The sequence below is a fragment of the Bradyrhizobium sp. SZCCHNRI20481 genome, from assembly GCF_032485055.1.
Classification (GTDB): Bacteria; Pseudomonadota; Alphaproteobacteria; order Rhizobiales; family Xanthobacteraceae; genus Bradyrhizobium.
In genome coordinates this window covers 23,786-40,691 of the sequence record NZ_JAUEUE010000003.1, presented here as the reverse complement: position 1 = coordinate 40,691, position 16,906 = coordinate 23,786, and the positions used below count along the sequence as shown (strand labels likewise).

At 65.1% G+C, this 16,906-nt stretch carries 17 protein-coding genes, 1 tRNA gene and 2 pseudogenes; 9 read left to right on the top strand and 11 right to left on the bottom strand.

Features of this window, described 5'->3' with window-relative positions:
• Positions 1-13 precede the first annotated feature (13 nt).
• Positions 14-103, bottom strand: coding sequence for a K(+)-transporting ATPase subunit F (locus QX132_RS04920; RefSeq protein WP_012046201.1), 90 nt, complete (start codon positions 101-103; stop codon positions 14-16).
• A gap of 439 nt (positions 104-542) precedes the next feature.
• On the opposite strand from QX132_RS04920, the gene QX132_RS04915 reads away from it, so the two are divergent.
• The 4 genes from QX132_RS04915 to dapA all read left to right on the top strand — a co-directional run bounded on the left by QX132_RS04915 (position 543) and on the right by dapA (position 2,653).
• Entirely contained in the window at positions 543-995 is a 453-nt protein-coding gene (locus tag QX132_RS04915) for a hypothetical protein (protein WP_315738677.1), read from the top strand.
• Between the two features lie 18 nt (positions 996-1,013).
• Positions 1,014-1,298, top strand: a complete 285-nt coding sequence (locus QX132_RS04910; protein ID WP_315782057.1) for a hypothetical protein — start codon at positions 1,014-1,016, stop codon at positions 1,296-1,298.
• Between the two features lie 132 nt (positions 1,299-1,430).
• Entirely contained in the window at positions 1,431-1,706 is a 276-nt protein-coding gene (locus tag QX132_RS04905) for a hypothetical protein (protein ID WP_315775897.1), read from the top strand.
• Positions 1,703-2,653: a 4-hydroxy-tetrahydrodipicolinate synthase gene (gene dapA / locus QX132_RS04900; protein WP_315775896.1), complete on the top strand. Its 951-nt coding sequence runs from the start codon at positions 1,703-1,705 to the stop codon at positions 2,651-2,653. The genes QX132_RS04905 and dapA overlap by 4 nt, the downstream gene beginning before the upstream one ends.
• 36 nt (positions 2,654-2,689) lie before the next feature.
• On the opposite strand, the gene QX132_RS04895 is transcribed toward dapA, so the two are convergent.
• The 4 genes from QX132_RS04895 to mobB all read right to left on the bottom strand — a co-directional run bounded on the left by QX132_RS04895 (position 2,690) and on the right by mobB (position 6,450).
• Positions 2,690-2,947: a hypothetical protein gene (locus tag QX132_RS04895; RefSeq protein ID WP_315775895.1), complete on the bottom strand. Its 258-nt coding sequence runs from the start codon at positions 2,945-2,947 to the stop codon at positions 2,690-2,692.
• Between the two features lie 221 nt (positions 2,948-3,168).
• Positions 3,169-4,824, bottom strand: coding sequence for an OFA family MFS transporter (locus tag QX132_RS04890; protein WP_315771955.1), 1,656 nt, complete (start codon positions 4,822-4,824; stop codon positions 3,169-3,171).
• A gap of 732 nt (positions 4,825-5,556) precedes the next feature.
• Positions 5,557-5,796, bottom strand: coding sequence for a sulfurtransferase TusA family protein (locus QX132_RS04885; RefSeq protein WP_315738740.1), 240 nt, complete (start codon positions 5,794-5,796; stop codon positions 5,557-5,559).
• A gap of 120 nt (positions 5,797-5,916) precedes the next feature.
• Complete coding sequence (mobB, locus tag QX132_RS04880; RefSeq protein ID WP_315738683.1) at positions 5,917-6,450, bottom strand: molybdopterin-guanine dinucleotide biosynthesis protein B; 534 nt, start codon at positions 6,448-6,450, stop codon at positions 5,917-5,919.
• Between the two features lie 243 nt (positions 6,451-6,693).
• Between mobB and mobA the strand changes: the two genes are divergently transcribed.
• From mobA to QX132_RS04865, 3 genes are all read left to right on the top strand, one after another.
• A complete protein-coding gene (mobA, locus tag QX132_RS04875) occupies positions 6,694-7,323 on the top strand; it encodes a molybdenum cofactor guanylyltransferase MobA (protein WP_315813773.1) in 630 nt (209 codons plus the stop codon).
• A 9-nt stretch (positions 7,324-7,332) separates the two neighbouring features.
• Complete coding sequence (locus tag QX132_RS04870; protein ID WP_315775891.1) at positions 7,333-7,923, top strand: cation transporter; 591 nt, start codon at positions 7,333-7,335, stop codon at positions 7,921-7,923.
• 186 nt (positions 7,924-8,109) lie between these two features.
• Positions 8,110-9,321, top strand: coding sequence for an ABC transporter substrate-binding protein (locus QX132_RS04865; protein ID WP_315738686.1), 1,212 nt, complete (start codon positions 8,110-8,112; stop codon positions 9,319-9,321).
• Between the two features lie 63 nt (positions 9,322-9,384).
• On the opposite strand, the pseudogene QX132_RS04860 reads toward QX132_RS04865, so the two are convergent.
• Positions 9,385-10,331: pseudogene (locus QX132_RS04860) on the bottom strand (TAXI family TRAP transporter solute-binding subunit).
• A 122-nt stretch (positions 10,332-10,453) separates the two neighbouring features.
• On the opposite strand from QX132_RS04860, the gene QX132_RS04855 reads away from it, so the two are divergent.
• On the top strand, positions 10,454-11,419 hold the full coding sequence (locus QX132_RS04855; RefSeq protein WP_316160263.1) for a tripartite tricarboxylate transporter substrate binding protein: 966 nt from the start codon (positions 10,454-10,456) through the stop codon (positions 11,417-11,419).
• A 176-nt stretch (positions 11,420-11,595) separates the two neighbouring features.
• Positions 11,596-11,668: transfer RNA gene (locus QX132_RS04850), tRNA-Ile, on the top strand.
• A gap of 17 nt (positions 11,669-11,685) precedes the next feature.
• On the opposite strand, the pseudogene QX132_RS04845 reads toward QX132_RS04850, so the two are convergent.
• From QX132_RS04845 to QX132_RS04825, 5 genes and pseudogenes are all read right to left on the bottom strand, one after another.
• Positions 11,686-12,245, bottom strand: a pseudogene (locus QX132_RS04845) (tyrosine-type recombinase/integrase); the annotation flags it as partial.
• Positions 12,246-12,338: 93 nt separating this feature from the next.
• On the bottom strand, positions 12,339-12,869 hold the full coding sequence (locus tag QX132_RS04840) for a hypothetical protein (protein ID WP_315775888.1): 531 nt from the start codon (positions 12,867-12,869) through the stop codon (positions 12,339-12,341).
• Complete coding sequence (locus QX132_RS04835) at positions 12,859-13,749, bottom strand: FAD:protein FMN transferase (protein WP_315775887.1); 891 nt, start codon at positions 13,747-13,749, stop codon at positions 12,859-12,861. Before QX132_RS04835 ends, QX132_RS04840 begins: the two co-directional genes overlap by 11 nt.
• Positions 13,730-14,188, bottom strand: coding sequence for an FMN-binding protein (locus QX132_RS04830; protein WP_315715594.1), 459 nt, complete (start codon positions 14,186-14,188; stop codon positions 13,730-13,732). Before QX132_RS04830 ends, QX132_RS04835 begins: the two co-directional genes overlap by 20 nt.
• A gap of 628 nt (positions 14,189-14,816) precedes the next feature.
• Positions 14,817-16,811 carry a multicopper oxidase domain-containing protein gene (locus QX132_RS04825; protein WP_316160504.1) on the bottom strand — a complete coding sequence of 665 codons (1,995 nt, stop codon included), beginning with the start codon at positions 16,809-16,811 and terminating at the stop codon, positions 14,817-14,819.
• Positions 16,812-16,906 lie beyond the last annotated feature (95 nt).

Sequence of the window (16,906 nt, the reverse complement as noted above, 5' to 3'; positions counted from 1 at the left end):
CGAGAGCCGGCGGTCAGAACCGCTCGGGCCGCAACAGCGCGTAGGTGAGATAGATCAGAAGGCCGAGCGACACGACGCCGGCGAGCGAATAGTCGAAGATCATGGCGCGTCTCCTAGAGTCGCTCGCAGGCGTAGGTATAGCCGATCGCCAAGGCGAAGAAGCCGGCGGCCAGCGCCAGCATCAGGATGTCAAGCATGGTGTGCTCCTCATGCGCGCGAAAGACGCGCAATGCGTGGAGCGGCCGCGAGCGCCGGTGCAGCCACGGTCCGTTCCATGGCGGACAGATGGCATCGGGCCTCGTAGGTTTTCGAGACGGCACCACCGGCTGAGTTATAGGAATCTCATAAGGACCGCGGCATTCCCCGGGCAAAATCGCGCGGCTGCGGGCCTCGTCCGCATATGAGCGGCCGCACGGCGGAGGCGTCTTTATGCGCCGCTTATTTCTCTCAGCCCCCGCCCTTCTCGCATTCCTACGGCGCCGTCGGCCACATTGCCGGTCAGGGCCCACCGGGCCAACGCTCACTGACGACGGGAGGCCAGCATGGCTGCCTTGACGACACGACCGGATGTGCCGGAGCCGGCACAGATCGCGCAGACCACCACGGCGATGCTGGCGGCTTTGCTTGACGACGACGAGGGAGTCTCACCCTTGTCGGCGCGCGGGCGGCGCCGGCTGCGGATCGCACGATTCCTGGAGGTCGAGGCGCGGATCGATGCCGCGCTCGAGCTGATCGCGCTGCAACTGCCGCGATGGCAGCTCCGCCGCATCGCCTATGATGACGGCGAATGGCACTGCGCATTGTCGCAACAGCGCGAATTGCCGGACTGGCTCGATCGTTGCGCTGAAGCCCGCCACAGCGATCTCGCCCTCGCCATTCTCCACGCCGCGGCCGAAGCCCGCCGTCTCGAGCCGAGCGTCTCGCAGCCTGACGCAAGGCGCGGCATCACGACGGAGCCGGCGGTCGCCGACCTGCTCTGCTGCGACAATTTCTGAGCCGCCGTCATTGCCGCGATGTTGCTTTCCGCTGACAAGGCCACGGAGCTTCCGGCCGCCAGGGTGCTGCTTCGATTTCTGCTACGAATGTTGGTCCTCATCCTGTTCGCCGCGTTCGGCAGCATCGGCTTCGGTCGCAGCCTCGCTGCCCTGCTCTGGATGACGACGATCCTGTGTGCCGTGCTCGCGATGCTGCGTCGGGAGCGCGTGTTCGCCGCGAGCCTGAACCATTGGGACGAGATGATCGGCTACACCGCGCTCTATTGCGCGGTGATGGCGCTGATCCAGCCGTCCGGAAACTAAGCGCCCTTACACCGCTCTTATGCGATCGCACGCGGCGCCATCTCGAATTCCTACCCCTCGCCTTCGATATTGCCGACCATGAGCGCCGATCGTTCCGACCGGCCTGCTCACACCACAGCAAGGATCACACCCGTGAAAAGTCTCGAACCCCCATCGTGCAGCATGCCGGCCCCCGCGCTCGTCTTCATCGGCAAGAACGGCCGTGGCCAGTGGGTCGCCCAGGAGCAGAATGGGCTCTATGGCGGCCTGTTCGTGAGCCGTGCCGAGGCGATGAAATATGCGCTGTTCGAGAACGGCCACCACCCGGAAACCATCGTCGAGCTCGCGCGCACGATCGAGCTCGATGCCGATGGCCGGCTTGCTCCGATCGGTCTGCTGTTCGCGAGCGGAAGGCGACCGGTCGCATGAGCGATGCGCTCAGGATGCAGCCTGGATCGGCCGCACGCTGGCTCGCCGGCACCATCGCGGACATTCCAACCCCGTTCGATGCCAATGGTGCGCTCGACCGCCCGGCGCTCGCCAGACTGTGCGAGCGGCAGATCGAAGCGGGCGCCAGCGCGATCCTGGTCTGCGAGACCGCAGGCGAAGCATCTACGCTCACCGCGGCAGAGCGCGAACAGGTCATTCGCACGGCAGTGACGGCGGCCGCCAATCGGGTCCACGTCATCGCCGGAGCAGGATCCAACGCGACGCTCCAGGCCGTGCAGAACACCCGCCAGGCGGCAGCCGCCGGCGCGGACGCGATCATGTCGGTGGTCCCTTACTACAACCGACCTACGGCAGAGGGAATCTACGCGCATTTCCGCGCCGTCGGCGACGCGACGGCGCTGCCGGTCATTCTGCACGATTGCCCGTCGCGCACGGGACGCGCACTGCCCGACGATACACTGGTGCGCCTTGCGCGGTGGGCGCAATTCGTCGGCCTGCGTGACGGCACCGGCGATATCGCACGGACCGTACATCTGCGATCGCGGCTTCCGGTCGGCTTCCGCCTGCTGTCAGGCGACGATGCGACGGCGGTGCCGTTCGCAGCCGCCGGAGGCGACGGCAACATCTCGCTGGTGGCCAACGTCGCACCGCAGCTCTGCGGCGCGCTTTTCGCCTATTGTCAGCGCGCCCGCTGGCGCGCGGCGCGACGGCTGCATCATCAGTTGCTGCCGCTGATCGAGGCATTCAGCCGCGATACGCCGGCCGCAGTCAAATACGCGCTCAGTCTCCAGGGGCTCATCGCCGCCGGCGTTCGTCTGCCATTGACAGCTTTGGACTCTCCCACGATGGCAGCCGTCATGCAGGCCATGACGCTGCTCAGCGCTCACACCGCAGCCGCGTCACGGAGGCAGGAGGTCCGGTGTTGAGAGGGCCCACCGCGCGGTGCCGCGAGGACCGATCGTTCAGAAGCTCCCTTTGTCGTCAACAATCTGCGGCGACCGCGGCCGGACTCTCGCATCACCCGGCGGCGACGGAGACGCCACGGAACTGCGCCGACAGAGCAGCTCGTTGCGCAAGCGCCGCAGCTTGGCCGCGGCGATCGCGGCATGAATGGTCCTGAAGATGCCGCGCAGCGTCTTGATTGGATGCGGCCGCCGGATGGCTCTCAGGCCGATAGCGCCGCGGGCTTCGCGAAACAGGTCAACCGCGCTCATGTCCATTCTCCGTCGGGCCGGCGCCAGATCCGGCCGGCAAGGCGGAAGATGGAGCCCAGCAGCGTAGGAATGCGAGAGAGGCCGAATTCGTCTCGTATAGGAAATCAATAAGTGCAAGGAGGTTCGGCGCTTTCGCGGTAAGCGAGCTTCCACCTAGCGGCCGCGCAGCACCGCGCAAAAAAAGGGGCGGCCGATCCGGCCGCCCCGTTTGTATCATCGTCGATCGGTCAGAAGATCTTGACCGCGCTTTCCAACGTCTTCCAGACGCCCCAGGCCAGCGGCACGCCGACGAAGGCCCAGAACAGGGCGGCCTTGACGTCGAGGCCGCCCTTGCCGATGCCGAACGACCCGTGCTGGATCGCCGACTCGTTCTTGGCGAGCTCCGCCTGGTACTTCGCGACTTCGTCCGCGCTCATGTTCCACTTGTCATCGACGGGCTTGATCAGGAAGTTGCAGATCAGGCCGGCGAGCAGCATGGCGCAGAGGATATACATCGTCGTGTTGTACAGCTGGTCGCGCGGCACGCCGGCGGCGAGCTGGAACTCGCGGATGTAGTTGACGACCACCGGACCGATGATGCCGGCCGTCGCCCACGCGGTCAGCAGCCGGCCGTGGATGGCACCGACGAACTGGGTGCCGAACAGGTCGGCCAGATAGGCAGGTACGGTCGCGAAGCCGCCGCCATACATCGAGAGGATGATGGCGAAGGCCCCCACGAAGAGCAGCTTGGACCCCATCGCTGCGAAGGTCGGCGCCAGCGCATAGAGCACGATGCCGATCAGGAAGAAGCAGTAATAGGTGTTCTTGCGGCCGATGTGATCCGAAAGCGACGCCCAGAAGAAGCGGCCGCCGATGTTGAACAACGACAACAGGCCGGCAAAGCCTGCCGCGATGCCCGCGATCGCGGCCTTCTGGCCGGCGTCGAGCTGGTTGAAGCTGACGTCGGGCAGACCGATCAGCTTGCCGGCGAAGATCTCCTGCAGCATCGGCGAGGCCATGCCGATCACGCCGATGCCTGCCGACACGTTCAAGCAGAGCACCCACCAGACCAGCCAGAACTGCGGAGTCTTGTGCGCGTTGTCGAGATGCACATGGTGCTCCGAGATCATTGCCTTCTTGACCGCAGGCGGCGTCCAGCCTTCGGGCTGCCAGCCGACCGGAGCGACGCGATAGGCAAAGGCACCGATCATCATGAAGACGAAGTAGATCACGCCCATCGTGACGAAAGTTTCCCAGACACCCACCGAGGTCGGGGTCTTGAAGTAGTTCATCAGCAGGTTGGCGAGCGGAGCACCGATCATCGCGCCGCCGCCGAAGCCCATGATGGCCATGCCGGTCGCCATGCCGCGCCGGTCCGGGAACCATTTCACCAGGGTCGACACCGGCGAGATGTAGCCGAGGCCGAGGCCGATGCCGCCGATGACGCCGGCGCCGACCCACATCATCCAGAGCTGGTGCACATAGATGCCAAGCGCTGCGATCAGCAGGCCGCCACCCCAGCAGCAGGCCGCAACGGCACCCGCCTTGCGCGGTCCGGCCCGCTCGAGCCAGCCACCCCAGACCGCCGCGGAGCCACCCAGCAGTACGAAGAACAGGGTGTACATCCAGCCAAGGCTTGCGACCTTCCAGTCGCAGGTCGTCGTGAACAGCTCCTGCACCAGGGTCATGTCCGGGCAGGCCTGAGTCTTGGTCACGCCGATCGCGCGCGACAGCGGCAGCCAGAACACCGAGAAGCCATACGCCATGCCGATGCACAGATGGATGCACAGCGCAGCCGGAGGAACCAGCCAGCGGTTGAACCCCGCCTTGGCGACCGTGTGCTCACGATCGAAGATCCCCGCCTGCGAGCCCGGGAGCGTGCCCGCGCTTTCAATGGTAGCCATGCATTCCTCCCCTACGGACTCCCGTCCAACGCAACAACGTCATGTTCTGTCCCCTTGATCAGAATCAATACGCCCACTCACCCCGCCCGCTATCGCGTACCAGAGCAGTCCCGCAACGCACAAACGCTCATCATTGGCTCGATGCGCATAACACCCCACCCGAGACGTTATGCCCTCACCATCTTTGTGCCGCTGTTCTGCCTGGCCCGCTCCCCAGCGGGCATGACTCGTCTCCCGCAACCTCCGCGGAAGCGTCTCAATTGGTGCAGAACTGAGGCAAATTGTCGATAGTAAAATGGTAATAATCGGTCGATCTTCGTGGATTGATCGCACTGCAGCGGGAATGTGTTGCTAACAAACACACAAATTCACGTGCAACCAACGCGACCGCCACTCACGGCTGTAGCCACATTGCTCTCGATTACTTTCCGGACGCGTCACGACCATTCCTGATGGAATCAACTAATGAGATGTCCGGGCGATCAGCGACGGGACACGGCTTAAGGCCGCATGCGCGCGCTCGCGGAAACGTGAAGACGAAGCAACTTGTCCTTGCCTGGCAACAGCGGCGCAAGCCTGGACTGAGAACGCGGCATTGTTGTGAGCTCGGGTTGACGCCGCTGCGACGATAGGAAGCAGCACGATCCCTTGACACATCGATGCGTCGAGATCGCACGCACGAACTACGTAGTTCGAGCAACCTGCAGCAGAGGATGTTCACCGCCGCACGGGTCATCCGGCCGGTCCCGCCGCCTTCTCGATCCGAAACAGAATGCCGCGCTCGGTGCGATCGACGCTCTCCACCCGATCTCCGGTCTCCCGTACCAGATTCGGGATGTCGATCACCGCAAGCGGGTCGGTACAGCACACTTCGAGCCGCTCTCCCGCCTTGAGCGTCCGTAACGCCTTCCGGGTCTTCAGCACCGGCAGTGGGCACTTCAGGCCCGTCAGATCCAGCCTCGTCATCATCATGTGCGCGACCATGGCCAAGCGGTTCCGGCACGTCAACCGGGCCGCACCATCACGGGAACCCTGAACTGGGTTCCTGGGATGCCAGAGGAACACTGGCGTTGCGAACTCGCGCGAGTTCCATCACGGAACACCAAGTTTGTCGCACAACGCCAGAACGTCCGCCAGCGGCATCGCCAGATGGTGGACGAGCGCCGCGATCGCCGGGATATCGTCGAGATGAACGCGCGGCAGCGCGGTCTCGACATCGCCATCGCTGGCGAGCCCGACGATGCCTGGATCATCGGGAAACAGCAGCGGCTTGCCGTTGGCTGTGCGATGCACCTCGATGCGGCGATGCGGCCCGGCCTTGTAGCCTTCGATGACGACCAGATCGACGGGAGACAACTTCGCCAGAAGCTCCGCGAGTGCCGGCTCCCTTGCGCCGCGCAGCTCGTGCATCAGCGCCCAGCGCGTGCCCGACGCGACGAGGACCTCCTCGGCGCCAGCCTCGCGATGCCGCCACGAATCCTTGCCGGGAACGTCGACGTCGAACTTGTGATGGGCATGCTTGATCACCGAGACGCGCAGTCCCTGCCCCTTGAGATGAGGAATCAGCCGCGTCAGCAGCGTGGTCTTGCCGGCGCCGCTCCAGCCGGCGAGGCCGATGACTTTCATCGCGGTCTCCAGAAAAGCCCCGGCGCTTTCGCACAGCCAGGAGCGCGGAATCGATCGATGGCCCGAAGGCCGGGTGGAACGCCATGTCCACGCTTCGCGCTGTCATGCCAGCAGCCCCGCGGACCAGGCAAGGCCCGTAAGCGAGGGGCATGCCGGTGCGTGCGGCCGCCCCGCAGACTCAAATGGTGGATCGTGCGCGCCCAACGCTGACGCCCTGGCAGCAGTCGTGGTAACGAACCCGCGATGACAGCCATGACCTCGACTTCGATCCCCGGCGTGCTGCTCGCCGGCGGTCGCGCGCAGCGGATGGGCGGCGGCGACAAGCCGTTGCGCATGGTCGACGGCCGCACCATCCTGGAGCGCGTGATCGCGCGGCTGGCGCCGCAGTGCAGCCGGCTGATCCTCAATGCCAATGGCGACCCCGCGCGCTTCGCAGGCAACGGCCTGACAGTCGTGCCGGATGGTGTCGTCGGCTTTCCGGGCCCGCTCGCCGGCATTCTCGCCGGCCTCGACTGGGTTGCGGCGCACATGCCGGAGGCACGGTGGATGCTGAGCGCCGCCGGCGACTGTCCATTCCTGCCGCGTGATCTGGTCGCACGGCTGGCGACAGCGCGGGCGGCGGAGCAGGCCGAACTGGCGTTGGCGGCGTCCGGCGGACAGATCCACCCAGTGATCGGGCTGTGGCCGGTCGGGCTGCGCGAGGACCTCCGCCACGCCCTGGTCGCGGAGGACATCCGGAAGGTCACCCGCTTCACGGCGCGCTACAAGGTCGCGACCGTGAGCTGGCCGTCGGTTCCGCTGGATCCGTTCTTCAATGCCAATACCGCGCTCGACCTCGCCGAGGCGGAGCGGCTCGCAGCTCTCGAGGATTGAGGACTCCTGATGGACGCGACAACCATGGTCCGCCGCGCCGTGCTCGCCGTTGCTGTGCTCAATCTCGGATATTTCGGTATCGAGTTCGCCGTGGCGTTGGCGATCGGCTCGGTGTCGCTGTTCGCCGACAGCGTCGACTTTCTGGAAGATGCCTCGGTCAACATCCTGATTGCGCTGGCGCTGCGCTGGAGCCCGCCGCGGCGGGCGCTGCTCGGCAAGGTGCTGGCGCTGATCCTGCTGGCGCCGGCGATCGCCGGACTGTGGACCGCCGGGGAGAAGTTCTTCACGCCGATCGTGCCCGCGCCGCTGCCGCTCACCGTGACCGGCCTCGGCGCGCTGATCGTCAATCTCGGCTGCGCGCTGATCCTGGCGCGGGTCAGGGACCACCGGGGCAGCCTGACCCGCGCCGCCTTCCTGTCCGCACGCAACGACGCCTTCGCCAACATCGCGATCATCGCGGTCGGTCTCGTGACCGCCTTTGTGTGGCCCTCGATCTGGCCCGACCTGATCGTGGGCGTCGGCATCGCGCTGATGAACGCCGACGCCGCACGCGAGGTGTGGGAGGCTGCGCACGAGGAGCAAAAGACCGCCAAGGCCTGAACGGCCGAGGAGCCTGCGCGCGTGAGCGACGACCTCGCTGCTTGCGGCATTGCAGCGCACAGGATCGCTCCACCGCTCCGCCGTCCGGCACGATTGACGGCCGCCCTGGATTGATTGCAGATAGGCGGACCGGCCGGCAGAGCCGGAACAAACAACGGCATCATGCCTGTATCGGTGGAGGACTGATTGCAACTCAGCTGCTTGAAGCGGGCGGCGTGGGCCGCAGCCGCGCTGCTGGTCACGACCGCCGCGCAGGCCGAGATCTCCGACAACGTCGTCAAGATCGGCGTGCTCAGCGACATGAACGGCCCGGCCTCGACGCCGACCGGACAAGGGTCCGTCACCGCGGCGCAGATGGCGGTCGATGATTTCGGCGGCAAGGTGCTGGACAAGCCGATCAGCGTCATCGTCGGCGATCATCAGCTCAAGCCCGACATCGGCGCGGCGATCGCGCGCCGCTGGTACGACACCGAGCAGGTCGATCTCATCGTCGACGTGCCCGTCTCCGCGGTGGGCCTCGCGGTGCAGACCATCGCCACCGAGAAGAAGAAGCTGTTCATCACCCAGTCGACCGGTTCCGCCGATTTCCACGGCAAGTTCTGCTCGCCCTACGCGATGCAATGGGTGTTCGACACCCGCGCACTCGCCACCGGCACGGCGAAGGAGGTCGTCAAGCGCGGCGGCGACAGCTGGTTCTTCATCACCGACGACTACGCCTTCGGCCATTCGCTGGAGCGCGACGCGTCGAGCGTCGTCACCGCCAATGGCGGCAAGGTCGTGGGCGCGGTGCGGCCGCCATTCGCGACGCCGGATCTGTCGTCCTTCATCCTGCAGGCGCAGGCTTCCAAGGCCAAGATCATCGGCATCGCCGCCGGCCCGCCCAACAACATGAACGAGATCAAGACCGCATCCGAGTTCGGCCTGCTCAAGGGCGGACAGCAGATGGCGGCTTTGCTCGCGCTGGTCACCGACATCCATTCGCTCGGCCTGCCGGCGGCGCAGGGGCTCTTGCTCACCACCTCGTTCTACTGGGACATGGACGACAAGACGCGGGAATGGTCGAAGCGCTATTTCGCCAAGATGAACCGGATGCCGACGATGTGGCAGGCCGGCGTCTATTCCGCAGTCATGCACTATCTCAACGCCATCAAGGCGGCGGGCAGCGACGATCCGCTCGCGGTCGCCGCGAAGATGCGGGACACGCCGGTCGAGGACTTCTTCGCCCGCAACGGCAAGCTGCGCGCCGACAATCTCATGGTGCACGATCTCGTGCTGGCGCAGGTGAAATCGCCGGAGGAGAGCAAATATCCGTGGGACTACTACAAAATCCTCGCGACCATCAAAGGCGATGACGCGTTCGGCCCGCCAGATCCAGCGTGCCCCTTGATCAAGAAGTGAGGGCGCCGCAACGATGAAGGCATCGTCCCGGCGAACGCCGGCGTTCGACGGGACGACAGCGGTTCACTTGGCAACGCCAATCTCTTTCAAATATCGCATCACGCCTGGATGGATCAGTGCGAGATCGGGCGCTGCCGCAACGGTGTTGGCGGCCGTGGTCTCGCAGGCCTGCGCCAGCGTCCTGCACAGCGCGGCTTCCGCGCCATGCAGCGTCTTCGCCAGCCGGTAGGCAACGTCGTCGGGCAAGGTCTCGCGCACCAGCACGAAGCTCCATGACCCGATCGAATCGATCGCCGCGTCCTGCCCGGCATAGCTGCCGGCAGGCACCGTCAGGGCCTTGAGGAAACCGTGCTTCGCCCTGACCTGCGCGATCTCCTCGGCGGACGGCGCGATGAAGCGGGCACCGCCCGGCGCCTTGGCCATCGCCGCGAAGCCGGGCCAGCCGATGCCGGCGCCCCACAGCGCCGCGGCGCGCCCGTCCTGCACCATGGCCGGGCCGTCGCCAGCACGAGATAGATCGCCTTGAAGTCCTGGTCCTGCTGCAGGCCGAGCCCGTCGAGCATGTAGCGCGACATGATCGGCAGGCCCGAGCCCTTGGCGCCGAACACCACCGTCTGGCCGACGAGATCGCGGATGCTGCGATAAGGACTGTCGGCGCGCACCACGAACAGGCCCGGGCTGGAAAAGATCGCGGTCAGGATCTTGAGCCGCGTCTTGGGGCGGTCGATGCCCATGAAGGCCTGGTAGGCCGGCTCGCCGGCGACGAGGCCGAGATCGAGCTCACCCTGCTCCAGCAGCGGAATGTTCTCGTTGCTGCCCTTGGTGTTGCGCGTGACGATCGCAAGCCCGGCATCGGCGTCATTCAGGGCCTTGGCGAAGGCATCGCCATAGAGCGGAAAGCCGCCGCCTGGCGTCGCGGTCCCGAGACTGATCGTGAGCTTGCTGATGGCGTTCCCTCCCTGCTGCGCTGCGGCGGCGCTGGACACCAGCGCAACGGCAAGGCCGAGCATTCGCAACGACGTCATGAGCCTGCCTTTCCCTGCCTGCGCGTCCGACACAAGCTTGTATGCAAGCGTGCAGATCTATGGAAGCATGTCGCCAAAGACGACGACAAGAACTTCGGGAGGACGAGATGAAGTGGGCGCGCACGTTCCTGGCCGGCCTGGTGGTCACGGCATGCCTGGCGATACAACCGGCCGCGGCGGCCTACCCCGACCGTCCGATCCGCTGGCTGATCGGCTTTGCACCGGGCGGGCCGGTCGACATCGTCGCGCGCATCATGGCGCAGTGGCTGTCCGATCGGCTCGGCCAGCAGGTGGTGGTCGAGAACCGCACCGGCTCGGGCGGCAACATCGCCGCAGCCGCCGCGATCAACGCGCCGCCGGATGGCTACACGCTGCTGTTCGTCGCGCCCAACAACGCGATCAGCACCTCGCTCTACAAGAAGCTGCCTTACGACTTCATCCGCGACACCGTGCCGGTCGCCAGCATCATGCAGCTCACCAACATGCTGGTGGTGAGCAACGACGTGCCGGCCAAGACCGTCAAGGAGTTCATTGACTATTGCAAGGCCAACCCCGGCAAGATCGCCTTCGCCTCCTCGGGCAATGGCACCTCGGTGCACATGGCGGCCGAGCTGTTCAAGACGATGACCAAATGCGACATGCTGCACGTGCCCTATCGCGGCTCGGCGCTGGCGTTCCCGGACATCATCTCCAACAAGGTGCAGTTGATCTTCGACAATCTGCCGACGGCGCTGGAGCAGGCGCGCGGCGGCAGCGTGCGCGCGCTCGGCGTCACCTCGCCGCAGCGCTGGCCGACGGTGCCGGACGTCCCGGCGATCGCCGAGACCGTGCCGGGCTACGAATCGGTTGGCTTCTACGGCATCTCGGCGCCCAAGGGCACGCCGCCTGAGATCGTCGAGATTCTCAACAAGGCGGTCGGCGAGGCGCTGAAGGACCCCAAGCTGGTGGCACGGCTCACCGAAACCGGCGGCATCCCGCGCGCGATGACGCCGGCGGAGTTCGGCAAGCTGGTCGTCGACGAGACCGAGAAGTGGCGCAAGGTGGTGGAATTCGCCGGGGTTTCGGTGGACTAGCGTCGCGGCGGGCCGAGACCGGGCCGGCGGCGACGGCGGCGCGCCAAAACGATCCGGTAGCGGCATTGCCGGATGGCTGGCCAGGCTGTAAACGGAGCCCGAACCGTCGTTGGGGTTCCCACGCCGCGCCGGACAGGCCCGCTCCTGCCCGCCGCCAGCAAGACCTCCGCGCCGCGGGGCCTGTAGCTCAATGGTTAGAGCCGACCGCTCATAACGGTCTGGTTGCAGGTTCGAGTCCTGCCGGGCCCACTCGCAAAGTCAATAGTCTACGGCTTGCGGGCCAAGTGCCTCTCCAGGTCAACCACTGTTTCGACCACCGATACGTTCTGCTTGCGGTCCTTTGACGTAATCGCGGCCGCGGCCTCGCGCATGTAATCCGGATGATGATGGCCATATATGTCGAGCAGTACCTTGACCGACATTCCGAGAAAACCTGAGGCCTGCCAGGGGTCGGCGCGCCTCTGCATGAGCCACGTCGCTGCCGTGTGGCGCAGCGTGTGCGGCGAGATATTCCCCTCCCTCAGCGACAGCCCTGACAGCCGCACCGCGGTCGCAAATCCAGTTTTGACGGATTTCACCGGCTGGCCGTTCCATTCGACGAAGTGCGAACGCACTGCGCCGCGCCGCGTCCAGCGCCGCATGTGCGCCAAAAGCCGTCCTGGTATCGGTACTGGAGGCTGCCGCTTGTTAGTCGCTCGCTTGCCCTCCGCGAGGCGATAGAAGATCCCCCGATCGAGATCGACGAAGCCGACGCGATGGCCCCAGCGCGCGTACCAGTGTACAACCCGATCAGCAAGAAACGGGCGATATGGCGCAGCGGCCGCCGGCTCGGAGAATTCCTCCATGCGGCGACTGGCCAACTGCGAGCAAGGAAGTCGTTGCCGGGATGGAGACCTGCTCGGCCCAACGCCGGATGCGGTCAACCTACCTTGCTCATGACGTTGACCAGATCGGCATCGGCAGGCGCGTCGGCAGGAACCAGGGTCGGAGAGGTCGCACGTTGTGGCCGCACGGACTGAGCCGTGGCGACAACGCTCGAGCGGCCGACGATGATGTGGGCGGTGATGACAGCCGGAACGCCGAGCCCGAACGCAATGTGGACCGTGCTGATCCAGGGCCGAAGCGCTTCGGATCCGACGTAGTAGAGCCCGAACGCCGTCGCGATCAGCAGACCATACATCGCGAGGCTGACGATACCGGTCGCTCGATTCTTCCCGGCACGCCACGCGCGCTGGACGTGCACGGGACCGAGCGCCCCAAGCAGCATCAGCGTCACCATTGCAGTTCCGCCATGCATGCTCAGCAGGAATGCGGCGGCCTGCTGCCACATCTCGCTGTCCAGCTCCGTGCGGGTCTTCATCTGATCGGCATAGATCCACAGCGCCCCGCTGGCGAACAAGAGTCCGAGAATTCCGTAGAGGGCGAACCGAAACAAGCCTTTAAGCCGCATGCTGGTGAACTCCTTGCCAGTCCGGTGTCGTATGAATGGCGCCGTTCGCCGCAATCAACATCGCGCTCGCCTGGAAGCGCGCCAGTGGCGCCGCAGCCTGTTGGCCAGCCACCATCACGACCTTGGTGAGGGCGTCGGCAACCATGCAGGTTGGCGCGCTCACGGTGGCGCCGTGGGCCACCCCTGTGGGCAGCCGGGTCGAAGGCGTGACGACCGCTGTATCCATTGTTTCCATCGATCGAAACGGGTCGAAGCGGCGCGCCGACGACGCGAGCGCCCCATTGCTTACTTCGACCTGGCACAAAAGCCTGTCTGGGAAACGCGGGTCGCGAATGTGGACGATGCGAGCATCGGGCCCGAAGGCGGCGAGGTCCCCACCTGCATTGACCATTGCGGAGCGCACGCCGCGGCTCTGCAACGCCGCGATCGCGCGGTCCACGGCGAACCCCTTGGCGATGCCGCCGAGATCGATCTTGACGGCGGAATCGCGGAAACGGACGCGGTCGTCGGCGAGCAACTCGATCGCAGTCGACTGCGGGACATCCGCTTGCGCCGTCGAGCCCACAGACGGCCTTCCCGCGCCGGCGACGGCAACGTCGAAGGCGCCGTCGGAGTGATGGGTCACATCGAGCGCCATCTTCAGCACGGCGTAGGTCCAGGAATGCACCTTCACGACGCCGCTCGATGCCGCGCGGTTCAGCCGCGACACGTCGCTGTCGGGATCGTGGAAACTCATCAGCCGATGCACGTCGGTCACCGCGGAAAACGCAGCTTCAACGGCATTCTCCGCATCGCAGCGGTGTGCATCCGTGACGTCGATCTCGACGAATGTCCCGAGCAGAGCCCGTGCTCGTCGAAGGCTAGCGGAAGTGGCTGGCATGATACGACAGCACCTTCTTAACGCCCTCGGTCAAGTGGGTCGAGGACAGCGTGGCGCCCGAGATGTTGCGAATGTCGGAGTTGATGCGAAGCTCGTTCTGACTGCTCTTGCCGACGAACTGACCGAGCCAGCTGGCATCGTGCACCTCGCCGCCATAGGATTCGCGATAGTTCAGAATGTCGACGCGACGCACCCGCCCGTCGGGTCCGACGGCAACCGTGTAGTCAATCAGGAGGTGCTTGCCGACGACGTGATCGTAATAGAAGTAGCCGCCATTGCTCGCCTTCCATACCCTGCCCGGCTGGACTTCGGAAAAGCTGGCTCCCGGAAAAGCGGCCTTCTGCGCCTCTTCGACGCTCATGTACTGAATGGCATGGGCCGGTGCGGCGATCGACATGACGGCCACTGCGGGCGCCGTCCATTTCAACCAATCGCTCATCTCGTCCACCTCAACTTTGTTTCCATGGTACGCCCTCCCTCGCCGAACGCATTTTCGTCTTCTCAGGGCATCAATCGCTGTCAACCTCTCCTGCGAAGCCGTCTAAACGGCAGCAGCGACGCTCCGAACCATCCAGTTCAGTGCGACAATGAACCCGAGCGATCGATCACACTTTGCCTCGGCAACAGCCCTACCCGTTCGCGGGTCTGCCTCCGTCCTTGCGACGTTCGCAACCAAGCGCGCTGCAAATGGCTCCGAATGTCAGTCGAGAGAGTAGTGTTTCGATTGCGGCGAATTGCCACGTCGATGTTGGCGATTTGCCGGAGCGGCTGAGGAATAACAATGTTGCTGCAGATCGCCACGTCGCGGGGACCGCGCTCGTGCAGCTTGCGGCACGCGAGCCTGACATTTCAAAGTCATGCAAAGACGTTTGCAGCCGTTTAGACCGATTCAAAATGCGCAATTCCTTCTTCGAACCAGACCTGGAAAGCGCGTCGCGTTTGGCAGGCGATCGTCCTTCGCGGCGGTAAGGCAGCCGCGCAAGAGCATCGCTGCGCACAAACGAAGGTCGGCGCCGCAGATGTGGCGCCGACCTCGTGAACGACATGGCAGAAGACCGCTGCCGCAACTACCACGGCATCTGGTTCATTGCCTCCCATGGATTGCCGCCATAGGGCGAGGGCACGACCTTGATCTTCGCCATCATGCCTCCGTCCTCATGTTCGAGAATATGGCAGTGATAGACGAACTCGCCGACCTGTGAGAACGGGATATCAACCACCACGGGCTTCGACGTGCACTGCCCGTTCCGCCACTGCTCGATGCTGCAGACCCCGCTCTGGGATTCCATTACTTCCGGGACGTTCGGAGTCGCGACGCCGAGCGGGACGTTGTCCTGCAGCATGCCCCCGCCGATGCTCCTGTTCAGCGATACTGATAGTGGCGTGTTCTCCCCCGCCTTGCTGTTGACGGTCCGGAAGCGCGTCTGGTGAATGTGGAAGTTGTGATTTTCCGTCGACAGCTGCACCAGCTCCCAGGTCTCGTGGACGGGGCGCTGTCCCGGCGCGAGCGGTAGGCAGACGATGTTCTGCGACGGGTCGAACTGGCTCACCGGAAGCTGGGTGCCGGGCACCGGGTTGCCGTTCTGATCGACCTCCTCATAGCCGAGACCGAAGGTGCCGTCGTCGGTCAGGTCGGCGATGCCGAAGAAGATCCGGCGGCGATGTCCCGCCGGCAGCGGACGGCAGCCGGCACGCAGCGGCGCAGCGTTCGCATACGGCACCTTGGCATCGAGGATGCCTGATGGCTGCATGGTCGCCAAGGCGTCGCCCCTGATGTCCATGGCGTAGGCGATGTGGTTGCGCCAACCGCGCTGGTGGAAGTGCACCTTGGCGAGATCGACCGCCGGCCACTGATCGCCGCTGCCCATCGTCAGTCCGGCCATCTTGAAGGTCGCGGAGGCAGACCGCCCGAGGCTGGCGATCGCACCCGTCGCGGGATCGCGATAGGTGACGAACACTTCGGTGCGCGAGCTCGGCATCATGACCATCTGGGTGACGCAGACCGGCTTCGAATGGAAGCCCGACGTCGGCGACGGCGGACAGGGAACGACCCTGAAGCGGGCGCCGCCGAGACGAACCATGGTGTCCATCGTCGTATCCTGCGGCAGGTTCACGCTCACGCCGTCGACCGAGATCAGCTGCATGACCATCGGCTTCTGCGTCTCGTCATCGGTCAGCTGAAGATTGTAGGACAGGCTGCCGGACGCATTGGTGAGCCGCCAGATCTCGCCATCGGGATCGGTGACCTTGATCTTCGGGAACGTCTGGCCGTTGACCGTGAAGAACCATTTGCCGCCGGAGAAGTTGGAGCCGCCATCGGCCGACAGATCGACGCCCGGGCACGACCCTTCACGCACTTCGGAGCTGTCTGCCGGAAACTGGGCGCAGAAGCCCGGATCCTGCTGGTTGATCACCTCGCCCGGCTGGACGTCCACCGGACCGCCGTCGAACTGCACCGGGCCGCCGGGCGCGACCTGAAGATCCTTCAGGATCAGATGGCGCACGCTCGCGTCCGGAAACGGCGAATGCCTGGCATCGCCATGCGCGTAGTCCGAGACCTCGCCGACCGAGATGATGCCGGCCAGCCCCTGCGAGACCTGGTTGAGCGAAATGCCATGGATGTGCGGGTGAAACCAGAACTGGCCCGACGGGTGGTTGCGCGGAATCTCGATGCGGAAATCCGCGGAGTCCATCTTGTTGGAGCCGTGCTGGTGGGTGGTCTGCGGCACCGGCATGCCGTTGGCCGAATTGAAGATCTGGACGAAGACGTAGTCCCCGAAGGTCTGGTCGGTCAGCGTCGGCGCGCGCGGCTCGACGATCAGCCCATGGGTATGAAGGTTGGTCGGGTTGCGAAACAAATTGGCCTGACCGGGATCGGTGTTGTGATTCACCTTGGCCGGGTCGAGCTGCGGCAGCTGGTTCACCAGCCTGATCTTCAGCGTATCCCCCTTCTGCAGGGCAAGTCGCACGCCACCGTAGTCCGCCACCGCGGCGCCGGCCGGACATTTGTCGCCTGAGGCGGGCCGCCGACAGATCTCGTAGACCCAGCCGGTCGGGTTCATCGGCGAGCCCCCAGGGGGCGCATAGGTGATCGTCGAGATCGGCTTGGGGCGTGCGATCATCAGCAGATCGAGCACGCCGTGCCAGCTCCTGAACA